This is a genomic window from Paenisporosarcina sp. FSL H8-0542, assembly GCF_038632915.1.
In the GTDB taxonomy this organism is placed as follows: domain Bacteria; phylum Bacillota; class Bacilli; order Bacillales_A; family Planococcaceae; genus Paenisporosarcina.
Genome location: NZ_CP152050.1, coordinates 321,496 through 334,183, shown reverse-complemented (window position 1 = coordinate 334,183; position 12,688 = coordinate 321,496). Strand labels below are relative to the sequence as shown.

The 12,688-nt window shown below is 39.8% G+C and carries 14 protein-coding genes; all 14 read right to left on the bottom strand.

Translation table 11 applies throughout. From position 1 onward, the window contains the following. Window positions 1-24 precede the first annotated feature (24 nt). The 14 genes from MHH33_RS01820 to MHH33_RS01755 are packed head-to-tail and all read right to left on the bottom strand — an operon-like array spanning window position 25 to window position 12,681. Window positions 25-882: a MinD/ParA family protein gene (locus MHH33_RS01820; protein WP_342542765.1), complete on the bottom strand. Its 858-nt coding sequence runs from the start codon at window positions 880-882 to the stop codon at window positions 25-27. After that, window positions 875-2,029, bottom strand: coding sequence for a flagellar biosynthesis protein FlhF (gene flhF / locus MHH33_RS01815; protein WP_342542764.1), 1,155 nt, complete (start codon window positions 2,027-2,029; stop codon window positions 875-877). The genes MHH33_RS01820 and flhF overlap by 8 nt, the downstream gene beginning before the upstream one ends. After that, entirely contained in the window at window positions 2,026-4,086 is a 2,061-nt protein-coding gene (gene flhA, locus MHH33_RS01810) for a flagellar biosynthesis protein FlhA (RefSeq protein WP_342542763.1), read from the bottom strand. The genes flhF and flhA overlap by 4 nt, the downstream gene beginning before the upstream one ends. Before the next feature lie 22 nt (window positions 4,087-4,108). After that, window positions 4,109-5,197 (bottom strand): flagellar biosynthesis protein FlhB, encoded by a 1,089-nt coding sequence (gene flhB, locus MHH33_RS01805; protein WP_016429544.1) that lies wholly within the window; start codon window positions 5,195-5,197, stop codon window positions 4,109-4,111. Beyond that, the gene (fliR, locus tag MHH33_RS01800) at window positions 5,198-5,977 is read right to left on the bottom strand and encodes a flagellar biosynthetic protein FliR (RefSeq protein WP_016429543.1); all 780 of its coding nucleotides are present in this window, start codon (window positions 5,975-5,977) and stop codon (window positions 5,198-5,200) included. Window positions 5,978-5,987: 10 nt separating this feature from the next. Further along, entirely contained in the window at window positions 5,988-6,257 is a 270-nt protein-coding gene (gene fliQ, locus MHH33_RS01795; RefSeq protein WP_016429542.1) for a flagellar biosynthesis protein FliQ, read from the bottom strand. Between the two features lie 15 nt (window positions 6,258-6,272). Beyond that, window positions 6,273-6,965 carry a flagellar type III secretion system pore protein FliP gene (fliP, locus tag MHH33_RS01790; RefSeq protein WP_342542762.1) on the bottom strand — a complete coding sequence of 231 codons (693 nt, stop codon included), beginning with the start codon at window positions 6,963-6,965 and terminating at the stop codon, window positions 6,273-6,275. Then, on the bottom strand, window positions 6,962-7,642 hold the full coding sequence (locus MHH33_RS01785) for a flagellar biosynthetic protein FliO (protein ID WP_342542761.1): 681 nt from the start codon (window positions 7,640-7,642) through the stop codon (window positions 6,962-6,964). The genes fliP and MHH33_RS01785 overlap by 4 nt, the downstream gene beginning before the upstream one ends. Window positions 7,643-7,668: 26 nt before the next feature. Next, on the bottom strand, window positions 7,669-8,739 hold the full coding sequence (gene fliY / locus MHH33_RS01780) for a flagellar motor switch phosphatase FliY (protein WP_342542760.1): 1,071 nt from the start codon (window positions 8,737-8,739) through the stop codon (window positions 7,669-7,671). Then, the gene (gene fliM, locus MHH33_RS01775; protein ID WP_342542759.1) at window positions 8,729-9,715 is read right to left on the bottom strand and encodes a flagellar motor switch protein FliM; all 987 of its coding nucleotides are present in this window, start codon (window positions 9,713-9,715) and stop codon (window positions 8,729-8,731) included. Before fliM ends, fliY begins: the two co-directional genes overlap by 11 nt. A 16-nt stretch (window positions 9,716-9,731) precedes the next feature. Beyond that, window positions 9,732-9,947, bottom strand: a complete 216-nt coding sequence (locus MHH33_RS01770) for a flagellar FlbD family protein (RefSeq protein ID WP_036660291.1) — start codon at window positions 9,945-9,947, stop codon at window positions 9,732-9,734. Between the two features lie 52 nt (window positions 9,948-9,999). Further along, window positions 10,000-10,824 (bottom strand): flagellar hook-basal body complex protein, encoded by an 825-nt coding sequence (locus tag MHH33_RS01765; protein ID WP_342542758.1) that lies wholly within the window; start codon window positions 10,822-10,824, stop codon window positions 10,000-10,002. A gap of 42 nt (window positions 10,825-10,866) precedes the next feature. Then, complete coding sequence (locus tag MHH33_RS01760; protein ID WP_342542757.1) at window positions 10,867-11,331, bottom strand: flagellar hook capping FlgD N-terminal domain-containing protein; 465 nt, start codon at window positions 11,329-11,331, stop codon at window positions 10,867-10,869. 18 nt (window positions 11,332-11,349) lie between these two features. Then, the gene (locus MHH33_RS01755) at window positions 11,350-12,681 is read right to left on the bottom strand and encodes a flagellar hook-length control protein FliK (protein ID WP_342542756.1); all 1,332 of its coding nucleotides are present in this window, start codon (window positions 12,679-12,681) and stop codon (window positions 11,350-11,352) included. Window positions 12,682-12,688 lie beyond the last annotated feature (7 nt).

Here is a 12,688-nt window from a genome sequence, read left to right as displayed (position 1 = left end):
ATCAACAATATCTTTTAACAGAGCCTATTTAAAAAGCATTTTCAATAAAAACCCTTTAATCCCAAGCTTATAAGAAACAGGAAGTTGAAGAAATTCGTTTGTCACATTTTGCATAGCCTGTGAAGCATGACAGTTTGGAAAAGCCAATAAAAACGGGATTTGTTTTTTGACGGCATTTGGAATATTTATGTCACTTGGGATAAACCCCAATGTACCGATTTGTTTATTTAAAAATTGCTCGGTTACTTTTTTGAAGTTATCGGCTGTTTGTTTTCCTTCTTTATCACTCGTACATTGATTGATGATAAGTTTAATATGTACATTTGTATCCTTCGCGTGAACCATCTTCACAATGGAATAAGCATCGGTTATCGAAGTGGGCTCTGGGGTAGTGACTAGAATGACGTCATCAGCCGCTAAAATAAACCGTAAATTTTCATAAGATAATCCCGCACCAGTATCCAGAATAATATAATCCACAGATCCTTGTATCGAGCTCAACTCACTGAAAAATTTGTTCATTTTCGTTTCATCCAGGCTGAACATCTCATTAAATCCCGATCCTCCTGAGATAAATAACAAGCCATTCGGTCCTTCTTCGATAATATCCCAAATAGATAAATCCTTTTCGATCATGGTAGCGATGGATTCTTTGTTGGATCTGCCGAGTAATACATCGACATTCGCAAATCCCAGGTCTACGTCAAAAATTAGGACTTTCTTGTTTTGTTGAACAAGACTCAAAGCAAAATTCAGTGCGAAGTTTGATTTTCCGACACCACCTTTTCCGCTGGTGACGGCAATAATCCGGGTTTGTCTCCGCTCTTTTCGGGGTGTCTTTTGCAACACTTTTTCCCTTAATTTTTTAGCTTGATCAATCATTTTCATCTTCCTCTAATACGAAGTTTGCTATTAATTCAGGGGTTACGGTAAGAATATCGTCTGGAACATTTTGGCCATTGGCAATATATCGTATTGGGATTGAGTAATGATAAATCAAGTTCAAGATGGCACCAGATGAACTGGTTTCATCTTTTTTTGTCAAAATCAGCTGGTCCATCACAATTGTTTGGAAATTATCAATGATTTTCTTCATATCCTCGTACTTGGCGGTAAGGCTCAACACTAAATTAATTTGTATTTCCTTCTTGTCTGGAAGCATCTGCTTTAGATCATCAATATACTGTTTTTGTTGATAGTTTCTGCCGGCCGTATCCATTAGAATGATATCGCAGCCGCTTAAATCATCTATAGCCGCACTCAGGTCGACTGAAGATTCCACTACTCTGATTGGGATATTCAAAATGCCTGCATACGTTTTTAATTGCTCCACTGCTGCAATCCGGTAGGTGTCTGACGTAATCAGTCCCACTTTTTTATCTTCACTCAGCAAATAATCAGCCGCTATTTTAGCAATGGTTGTGGTCTTTCCTACTCCGGTTGGACCAATAAAACAAATGATATCTGCTTTTCTTCTGCTCGGTCTTTTTTTATGGGCATTGATCAACTTGATGATTTCTCTTTTAGCCAAAGCTTTAATTTTATCTTCAGAGGTATTAGGATGCTGTTCTAAAACCAGCATCAGCTTAGCCATTATCTCCGATTGAACTTCTGCGGTAATTCCTTGTGCATTTAATTTTTTATTTAGTGCTTTTAACGTCTCTGGCAAACGGTCTTCATCAATCACTTGGAACATGAACTGCTTCAGGCTTTTCAGTTCACTCATCAGCTCATCCAGATTTCCCTCATTCTTATCAATCGGACTTACTGATTTATTTAACTCAGAATCCACGTCCATTTCCTTTTCAGAAGCTTGAATCTCAGGCTTGATTGATACGACTCGCTTTGATTCACTTGGTGCTGGCTCAACTGCAGCAATTACTTCAAGTTTGGCTTTCTTGAAAAAGCCTAAGTAACCGCCTGTTTTAATTTGCTTTGTATTTAAAATAAGAGCGTCCGGACCCAAGTCTCTTTTGATCTTGGGTATGGCCTCGGTCATATTATTGACAACATACGTTTTCAGCCTCATGAGAAACTACCCACCCCTCCTGAGATATTAACGACTCCAACACTTTGGATCTCTACTTCCGGTTCCAATTCATTATAAGAAAGGACAGGAAGATCTGGTGCAAACTGTTCGACGAATTGGCGCATATAAATGCGGGTTGCAGGCGATGTCAGCAATATAGGCTGCACACCGGACTGCTGAAGCTGATTGACTTGTTCCGAAATCTTTTGAAAAATGATTTGTGAAGCTTCTGGGTCAATCGATAAGTAGCTCCCTTGTTCAGTACGATGCACAGACTCTGCAAATTTCTTCTCGAGACTTGCACCTGCCGTAATAACCTGTAATGCCTCATTAGGATTCGTATATTGCAAAGTGATTTGTCTGGATAAAGCTTGTCTCACATACTCCGTCAATACATCTGTATCTTTCGTTTGAGGTGAGTAGTCTGCCAACGTTTCCAAAATAACGAGTAAATTTCGGATCGACACTTTTTCCTTCAGCAGCTTCATGAGAACCTTTTGCACTTCCCCTATTGCCATTAAGTTTGGAATCAATTCCTCAATGACGGCAGGAGAGTTTTCTCTTATGTTCTCAACCAAGGTTTTTACTTCCTGTCTGCCAATAAGTTCGTGGGCATGTTTCTTGATAACTTCCGTTAGATGGGTCGAAACAACAGAAGGTGGATCGACAATTGCATATCCTGCCATCTCCGCTTCTTCTTTCATTTCTTCATTGACCCATAATGCTGGCATCCCGAATGCCGGTTCTACCGTCGCAATACCTTCAATGCTTTCGTCATCAACTCCAGGACTCATTGCCAAGTAGTGATCAAGCATAATCTCACCTGAAGCCACTCGGTTACCTTTTATCTTAATGACATATTGATTTGGAAAGAGTTGAATATTGTCGCGGATTCGTATGACAGGCACCACAATGCCAAGTTCAATCGCGCATTGTCTGCGAATCATAATGACGCGGTCCAATAAATCCCCACCTTGATTCTTATCAGCAATAGGAATCAAGCCGTATCCGAACTCGAATTCGATGGCATCCACATGGAGGAGGTCAACAACACTTTCAGGACTTTTCAATCCTTCCAGCTCCTGTCCTTCATTTGAAGCTTCTTTCTCTTCCTCTTCTTCGGCATTCAGTGTGCGTTGCATTCTATAGCCTCCGAACGCCACAAGCCCAGCAACTGGAAACACCAATAAAGGACTGATAGGCGTGAAAATAGCAAATAAAGAAAGAGTTCCTGCCACCACATAAAGCAGCTTTGGATAAGCGAATAATTGTTTCGTAATATCTGAACCTAAGTTCCCTTCTGAAGCGGCTCTTGTTACGACGATGCCGGCTGCAGTAGAAATCAACAATGCCGGAATTTGGCTTACCAGACCGTCACCGATGGATAATAAGGTAAATAGTTGAGCAGCTTCACCGATTGGAAGTTTGTGTACGACAACTCCAATGATTAAGCCACCGATAATATTAATGAGAACGATAATAATACCAGCTATCGCATCCCCTTTAACGAACTTACTCGCACCATCCATGGCACCGTAGAAATCAGCTTCCTGGCTTACCTTTTCCCTGCGTTTTTTAGCTTCCTGGTCAGAAATCATTCCTGCTCCAAGGTCTGCATCGATACTCATTTGTTTACCTGGCATAGAATCAAGAGTAAAACGAGCTGCTACTTCCGCCACACGTTCTGACCCCTTAGTAATGACCAAGAACTGAATAATAACTAAAATTAAAAACACCAATATACCAATAACGGGACTTCCACCGACTACGAATGAACCGAACGTTTCAACAACTTCTCCCCCTGTTTGATTGGTTAAAATAGATCGAGTTGTAGAAACATTTAATCCGAGACGGAACAATGTTGTCAGTAAGAGTAACGTAGGAAAGATTGAAAATTGTAGTGCTTCTTTCGTATTCATCGCTACTAAAATAATTGTCAAGGAAATACTGATGTTTATCATAATCAAGAAATCCAGTAAAATCGGCGGAAGAGGAATAACCATCATCACGACAATCATAATGACTGAAACTAAGACGAGATAATCTTTGATTTTCATGCTGTTTCCTCCTCCCACAAATTCATTTAATCTTTCCTTTTAAGCGATAGATATATGCTAAAACCTCTGCAACCGCCAAGAACAATTCTTCCGGAACATAGTCACCTATTTCCACTTGGTTGTATAGAGCACGGGCAAGGGGTTTATTTTCCATAATCACAATTTCAAGTTCTTTAGCTTTTTCTTTAATTTTCAGGGCAAGATGGTCTTTCCCCATTGCAATGACCATTGGCGCTTCCATGGTTTCTGCATCATACTTAATTGCAATTGCATAGTGAGTGGGGTTTGTAATCAGAACATCTGCATTCGGCAAGTCCTGAATCATTCGATTCATGCTCATTTGTCTTTGTCGTTCTTTAATTTTGGATTTAATCAGAGGATCGCCCTCTGCCTTCTTGAATTCATCCTTGATGTCTTGCTTAGACATTCGAATGCCCTTTTCAAATTCATACTTTTGATACATGTAATCCATTATGGCTAAAACTAATAAGATAATTGATGCAACCATCCCCATCTTGAAAACCAGGGAACCGATAAATGACAAGGAATCGCCGATACTTTTTTGTGAGAGTAAAAACAACTCTTCTTTTGCCGACCATAAAACATTAAAAGCGGCAAAACCAATAATGGCGATTTTAAGTAATGACTTTAATAGTTCCACCAATGCACGCATGGAAAAGATTTTCTTGGCACCTTCTATCGGATTCAAACGTTCAAGCTTCATCTTGAGAGGCTCTGTCGTAAATAGAGACCCAACTTGAATGTAATTCCCCAAAAAGCCGAATACCATCGCAATAATCATAATTGGAGCCGTGATCATTATTGCATTGAACGTCATTTGTTCGAACAAGGTGCGAATATTTTCCGGGCTCCACTCCCATCCAATATACTGAGTGAAATTGATTTGAAAGATTGCTAGAAGCCGATCCAGTATCCAGCCACCCAAAAAATTGAGCAACATAATTCCACCAAGCATAATTAGTGCAGCAGGTACTTCAGCACTTTTGGCCACTTGGCCTTTTCGTTTTGACTCCTGCCTCTTTTGAGGTGTTGCTTTTTCCGTCTTTTCCGAAGCAAAAAACTGTAAGTCGAGAGGATATCTTTTTTGCACTTATGGTCCTCCCATCAACTTGATCAGCTGAGACATGCTTACCATTATTTTTTCGAACAGGATTTGTAATAGGTAAAAGAAAATGGGCATCGAAAGTAATAACATGATAAACCCTACAAAAATCTTCAATGGCAACCCGACTGCAAAAATGTTTAATTGTGGGACGGTCTTGGCTAAAATGCCAAGAGCTACATCAATCAGAAACAGTGCACCAACAATCGGTAATGCGATCTGCAAGGCGATGACGAACATTTCTACAAATAATGTCGTGAAAAAATGAGTGATGTCACCAAAATCAGCCGAGAAGGAAACAGATTCAACCGGAAATGACTTGAAGCTTTGCATGACTCCATCCAGCATTAAATGATGTCCATTAACGGTCAATAAAAAAAGCAGTGCCAAGATATATTTGAAGTGACCAATAATCGGCACCTGACTGCCTGTTTGCGGATCCATCACACTGGCAATGGCAAAGCCCATCTGAAAATCGATGAATGCCCCCGCTATTTGAACTGTGTATAACAATAATGCTGCTGTAAAGCCAAGTGCGATGCCTACTGCAAGTTCTTTTATGATCAGCAGGATGTAATAGGAATCCATTAGAAGTGCTTCTTCAGCGTCCATGCCGGATAAAGCAATTAATGAAATGAAAAACCCCAATCCAATCTTGAATTGGTTCGGAACACCTTTCATTGAAAATAAAGGCGCAACGAGGAAAAAACTAGTTAATCGAACAAAGATCAGCAGTAGATATGGGTACATCTCAAAAATAGTATTCATATCAATCCCACTATCCGATTAGTTGCGGAAGTTGTTGGAACAAATCTCTTGTAAAATCCAATAATATCGTCAGCATCCATGGTCCAAACAACACGATGGACAAAAACACTGCCAATATTTTTGGAATGAACGCAAGTGTCTGTTCCTGAATTTGTGTCATCGCTTGGAACACACTGACAATCAGTCCGACAGCAAGTGCAATTAATAGCATAGGAGCAGATATGATAATGATCATATATATCGATTGTTCCGCTAATTTGATCACCGTATCTGGAGTCATCGTTTTCTTCCTTCCCTAAAAGCTGACAAGCAGCGATTCTATAATTAAATACCAGCCATCAACCAGAACAAACAACAGTATCTTGAAAGGCAACGAAATCATAACCGGAGGCAACATCATCATCCCCATGGCCATTAACGTACTGGCAACAACCATATCGATGATCAAGAACGGGATAAATATGACAAAGCCAATTTGAAATGCAGTCTTCAACTCACTGATGGCAAACGCCGGAATAAGCGAGGTTAACGGGATATCTTCAATGCTGTCTGGCTTTTCCAAACCAGCGTATTTAAAAAACAAAGCGAGATCTTTTTGTCGCGTATGTTCTGCCATAAATTCCTTAATTGGAATCACTGCAGTATTCAACGCCTTCTCTTGTGCGAGATCCCCCGCCAGATATGGCTGTAAGGCCGTTTCGTTAACTTCATTAATTACTGGCGTCATAATGAAAAAGGTCATAAACAGGGCTAGTCCCACTAACACTTGGTTCGGTGGCATAGACTGTGTCCCTAAACCGGTACGAACAAATGACAACACGATGATGATTCGAGTAAAACACGTGAGCATGATCAAGATTCCTGGAGCCAGTGAAAGGATGGTCATCAGGAACAAAATCTGCAATGTAATGGAAACATCTCCCGGCGCATCCGTACCAAAATTGATGCCAGGAATGCTAAGTGAAAGAAGGAAGTTTGTCATCATCATTCTGATTTACCTTCCTTTTCATCATCTACTTTGTTCAAATCTTGCTTGAGTTGGTCTTGTTTACTCTTTTGTTTATTCAGGCTTTGCTTGAATAATTGTTCAAAACCATTTGTAGGTTTAGATTCCAACCGCTTGCTTATCTTTTCTTTCGAAAAATCGACGATCGAGTTCGATAAATTCATGATCGGGTTTGATAACATATTTGGTTGCTGCTCTAAATCATTCTCAATACTGCTAATCTCATCCGTATTTGAAAATTCCTTAATCAATGTGACTTGATCTGCCACTCCCAGTAAATAAACCTTGTCACCTACTTTTACAAGTTGAAGTGATTTATTGTTACCTAAAGGAGTTCCGCCCATTAATTTAACTGCTTGATTTGGTTGGAATTTTTTTTGTCTTACTGCCAGAAACTTAATCAATCCATAAATCATGACGAGAATCAGCAACGTATAGAATATAAGTTTAATAATGATGGTCACTAGACTAGTGTTTTGAGTAGGCTTTAACTCCTCATCAACAACCGGCTCTACCTTTTCATCGGACTGCTTTTCTACAGCCAAAGATTCTTTTACGGTCGGATCTTTAGCAGCATTTGCCAAATTCGGGGTCAACATCACATATAAAGAGAAAAGCAAAATCATCGCAAGTACTTTTACATATCTTTTTTGAATCAAACCTGGCAAACTCCTTACTTACGGCATTATCGTAGTTTTGAAATACGCTCTGCTGTGCTTAAAATATCTGTTACACGGACGCCGAAATTTTCATCAATCACGACAACTTCACCTACAGCGATTAACTTGTTATTGATTAAAATATCAACAGGTTCACCTGCCAATTTATCAAGTTCAATAATCGAGCCCTGGGAAACACTCAAAATTTCTTTCACCATACGTTTCGTTCTTCCCAGTTCAACCGTTACTTGAAGTGGAATGTCGAGTAACATGTCCAAATTGTTCGGTTCTGAATGTGCGGAGCCGGATTCATCGAAATTTGAAAATTGAACAGATTGGATTTTAGGTGATGAACCTGATTCGTCCGTTTTAGTAGTTACATCTGTTTGAGTAGTGGATTGAAATTGCATTTCTTTTGTCTCCTCTGGATGACGTCCTTCTTCCAATAAATCTGTTAATATTTCTACCACTTGTTTCCCCAAGCGGACAGGAATATATAGTTGAAGGCTGATATTTTCCTGAGTACCTATTTTCAGTTGAAAATCTGCTTCTACAAACCATTTTTCATCTGTAAATTTTGCAACAGGGAAGTCTTTCAGTGTTTCAATCAAGTCCATCGATGACAAGGAATGGGAAACCTCTTGGTCTAGTACCGTAGTCATTGATTGTGAGACAGAAGTAAACATTTTTTGTACCACTTCTTCTACCACTTGAAATTGTTTTCTGATATGGTTCTCTTCGCTGTCCGTATAGATCAGGTTTGTCATGGTCTGAACATCATCTACATGTAGGGAAAGAATTTGTAAGCCGTTGATGCCACCCTCATATTCTCCCAGAACCACGATGAAGGGCTCTTTTGTATTGGTTAATAACTGATCATTTTGTCTGATGGATAGTTTTGGAGTAGAGAAACTTACTTGCTGGGAAAATAGAGTAGTGAGCACTGCAGACGAACTTCCCAGTGATACATTCAATAACTCTGTCAATGCTTCCATTTCACGCTTCGATAGGGAACTCTCGGAAATCGTTTCATCGTCCGTTCCACTTTGCCCCAGTAAACCTTTGATTTCATCTGGAGATAACTTATCAGTTTTCATCGAATTCATCTCCTTCTCTATGAACTTCGGTTACTTGCACAGCCATTCGTCCTTTCGAAACCCCAGGTTGTGCAAAAAATTTCTGTTTATCATCTACCAATATTGTTACAGGAGCATCGTAAGACTCATTTAAGCGAATGACATCACCGCGTTTAAGATTCAAAAAATCGCCAACGTCTATCGTTGATCGACCTAATACCGCTTTAACATTTAGTTTCGTGGCTTGCAATTTTTTCTCCAATGCTGCAACTTCCTGATTGACCACGTTTTTTTTCTGATTGGCCAACCAATGGCGAGCAGATAACTTCGGTAAAATTTGCTCCAACACTACATGCGGCAAACAAATATTGATGATTCCTTCAACATCACCAATTTTTGCATGTAATGCTACTAAAATAACTGTTTCATTAGGCGGGAACATGGTTAAGAACTGAGGATTCACTTCTATTTCTTTGAACTCCGGAGACAGTTTCACTACAGACGACCAGGCTTCTTGAAAACTGATCAGTGCCTTAACAAAAATCCGTTGAATCACACTGATTTCAATTTCCGTTAAATCGCTGCTTTTTAAGGAGATGTTCCCTTGTCCACCAAGCAATCTATCCACAGTGACATACACCACATCCGGAGAGAATTCCATAACCATGCTTCCTTGAAGCGGTGGCGCTTTAAAAACACCCAAAATGGATTTCTTCTGAACATTATTGATAAATTCCTCATAAGGATATTGCTCAACAGATGTAACAGAAATCTGCACGAATGTACGAAGCTGTGTAGAAAGATAGGATGTCAGCAATCGGGCAAAGTTTTCATGTATTCTATTTAGTGTTCGAATTTGATCTTGTGAAAAACGCATTGCCTTTTTAAAGTCGTATGTTTTAACATTTCTTTCCTTGCTAGGTTTAACCGGTTTAGGTTCTTCCTTTTTCAAGGACGATAGAATGGTCTCAATATTTTCATCTGATAAGAAATCCACCAGGATCGTCCTCCCTTCATTCCATCCAGTTTGGCTTCTGCAAACTCGGCAAAAGGTTTAATTTTTGATAGTAGGCTGTCACTTTATTCGTTACTTCTTCAACTGACTCCAAAACATGTACTTTCTTTCCTGACCCCAACGTGACCACAGTATCTGGAGTGGATTCAATTCTTTCGATATAAAGAGCATTTAATGTAAATGGTGTTCGATTAAGTTTCGTTAATTGGATCATGTTAAAAGCGGCTGGAGAGACGCTTCATCCCTCTCAGCCTGCCCTCCCTATTTTATCGTTTCAAGTTTACGACTTCTTGTAAGATTTCATCAGAAGTAGTAATCGTACGTGAGTTTGCCTGGAAACCACGTTGAGCAATAATCATTTCTGTGAATTCCTCTGTCAAATCAACATTGGACATTTCGAGCATGCCTGAACCTACTTCGACATTATTTGTCGTTGCAGTTCCAATCATTTGAGTCAGTGTTTGTGAATCAGCTTTAGAAGTTAATTCATACAAAGATCCGCCAGATTTATTTAGTCCAGCTGGATTGTCAGGTTGTGCAATTGCGATAGAAGCAATTATTGTTTCTGTTCCATTCGCATCTTTACCAACCACTTCACCTAAGAGATTGATGCTAAAGGACTCATAAGTATTCGAATCAATCTTAATTGGTTCGTAGATTGCAGGGTTTGTGACAGGTTCTCGTCTACCAATTACATTGTAGCCCTGTGAAGTAACAAGATTCCCTTGTGCATTAACAACAAAATTACCAGCTCTAGTCAAATAGCGATCTGCAGTACTATTAGCCGGTACCGTTGGATCTTGAACTACGAAGAATCCATCGCCATTTATAGCCACATCTGATCCAACACCAGTTGTCATAAATGAACCTGGATTATGAATCACATTGATTGCAGAAGTCATTGATCCTAAACCAACTTGCATCGAATTAACACCACTGCCTGATAAGTTTTGACTTAATAAATCCTGGAAGTTGATTGTGCTTTTTTTGTATCCAATCGTGTTTACATTCGAAATATTGTTCCCGATCACATCTAATTTTGTTTGGAAACCTTTCATACCTGATACTCCAGAATACATTGAACGTAACATTTGTTTTTCCCCTTTCAAATATTGCCTTATCCCTTTTGTGGATTAGACAATTTCCTGTTCATTTATTGTTTTTGACTCTTTTTCAATACGATGGATTGAGTCGATTGGAACCTTGACGTTATCCTCAAGCTCGACTATTAACTCCCCATTTACGATTTCCAGTCCCTTGACAATCCCCTCACCTGACTGCAACTCTCCGTTTACTTCCCGCTCCCAATACACCTTGTTACCAATTAAATCAGCGTTTTCGGATAGTGACTGTCTCCATTGAAGACCAATAAACAGATTCATTGCCTGATTCAAGTTTGTTAACTGTTCCAAACTGCTGAACTGAGCCATCTGTCCGATGAATTCCGTATCTTTCATCGGCTCCAATGGATTCTGGTTCTTCATTTGTGTCACAAGGATTTGCATGAAAGCATCTTTACCAAGTCCATTTTGTGGCTCTGTGTGCATTGTTGCGCCTGCCGTCGGCATTTTGACCGTGCTAGAACTATTCACATTCATTGCAATGCCCCTTCCTCGTTATATTGTATAATCTACTTTCATTAATCCCTCTGACGAATGGTAACGTTCTACAGCGGCTTCTTCTTCAATTCGTTGATAGCCGTTTTTATTGTGTGATGCGTTTCCTTGCTTTTGCTGTTGTTGTTGTTGCTGTTGTTGTTGTTGTGAAAAACGCTGATCTGGGTGTGCGTTTTGTTGTCCAAATGATGGCTGCGAACTCTGTTGCGATATTTCAATACGATCAAGCGTTACACCCTGCTGAAGCAATGAATTTCTTAACTGATTCACTTGAAGTTCCAACGCCTCTTTAGCCAGTAAGTTACTGGTGAAAATTTGGGCTGCAATCTTTCCTTCTGAAGCTGTCAAACGAATATCCAGATGTCCGAGATGTTCTGGAAAGATGTTCACTTTTATTTGCGTTCCTTCTTGCGTGCCATTCAAACGGAAAGAACCTTTCAGCACCCCACCTAACTCTTCAATCAGGTTTGACATACGAACCGTGGGTGCTGGTGGTGCACTTGCTTCCGGGCGCGTTGGAGCTTGGCTAGCTTTTGCGACTTCCGATGCAGTGCCAGTTAAAACTTGTCCATTCACTTCAGTTGGAACAGGTTCCGCTCGTGCAGCGTTACCATCCAATTGTTGAAGCTGTGAAATAGATTGTGTTGATAGTGGTCGTGAAGTGTTTACAATCAGTCCATTATTCCTTGGAGGTTCAGTTAACTGTGTTTGGTCAGTTGGTTGTTGTGTAAAACTGTCCATTTGTTTAATTATTTTTGCCACTTCATTTTGCTGTTGTTTTCCTGTAATAGCCTGCTGGTCGTTATCAAGTTGCTGGATAAAGGCGACCAATTGTTTAAATGCCTGCTCTAATTTTTTCGGATCAGCTAAAATATTTTCTTCTACCCCCACAAGTTCTGCAGTGGCTTCGAATGATTTAGTAACAGTTGATTGTTTTTGAATTTCCTGATCGATCTGGTTCAGCAGATTTATCAGTTTTTCCTGAACTGAATCACTCATCACTTGGCCAGGCTCGACACTATGTAGCTGGTTTTCTATTTGAACCGTTTGAAGAGAAAGCATCTGTACGATTACATACATCATTTCCTGCTCTTCGGGTGACAAATTTTCTTTCGGTATTTCCTGCAAGGTTTGCAACATATCCTGAAGTTTTTCCAGCAGTGCTTCCTGTTGATTTACATTTACTTTTTCTTCGCTTGCACTTTGTCCTTCTGCAGCTACAGAACCTAATAGTGCAGCGAAATTCACCGTGGCTGACCCACTACTTTGTTTTGATGCAATGGGCTTTGAAGTTGAAATGTTGGAAGGAATAGATAAACTCATAGTTTCCATTTTTTCA

Excerpts from the sequence above, each read along its gene's own strand:
- MHH33_RS01820 (WP_342542765.1), bottom strand. The coding sequence starts at position 882 with ATGATTGATCAAGCTAAAAAATTAAGGGAAAAAGTGTTGCAAAAGACA.
- flhF (WP_342542764.1), bottom strand. The coding sequence starts at position 2,029 with ATGAGGCTGAAAACGTATGTTGTCAATAATATGACCGAGGCCATACCC.
- flhA (WP_342542763.1), bottom strand. The coding sequence starts at position 4,086 with ATGAAAATCAAAGATTATCTCGTCTTAGTTTCAGTCATTATGATTGTC.
- fliR (WP_016429543.1), bottom strand. The coding sequence starts at position 5,977 with ATGAATACTATTTTTGAGATGTACCCATATCTACTGCTGATCTTTGTT.
- fliQ (WP_016429542.1), bottom strand. The coding sequence starts at position 6,257 with ATGACTCCAGATACGGTGATCAAATTAGCGGAACAATCGATATATATG.
- fliP (WP_342542762.1), bottom strand. The coding sequence starts at position 6,965 with ATGATGATGACAAACTTCCTTCTTTCACTTAGCATTCCTGGCATCAAT.
- fliY (WP_342542760.1), bottom strand. The coding sequence starts at position 8,739 with ATGAAAACTGATAAGTTATCTCCAGATGAAATCAAAGGTTTACTGGGG.
- MHH33_RS01770 (WP_036660291.1), bottom strand. The coding sequence starts at position 9,947 with ATGATCCAATTAACGAAACTTAATCGAACACCATTTACATTAAATGCT.
- MHH33_RS01765 (WP_342542758.1), bottom strand. The coding sequence starts at position 10,824 with ATGTTACGTTCAATGTATTCTGGAGTATCAGGTATGAAAGGTTTCCAA.
- MHH33_RS01760 (WP_342542757.1), bottom strand. The coding sequence starts at position 11,331 with ATGAATGTGAATAGTTCTAGCACGGTCAAAATGCCGACGGCAGGCGCA.
- MHH33_RS01755 (WP_342542756.1), bottom strand. The coding sequence starts at position 12,681 with ATGGAAACTATGAGTTTATCTATTCCTTCCAACATTTCAACTTCAAAG.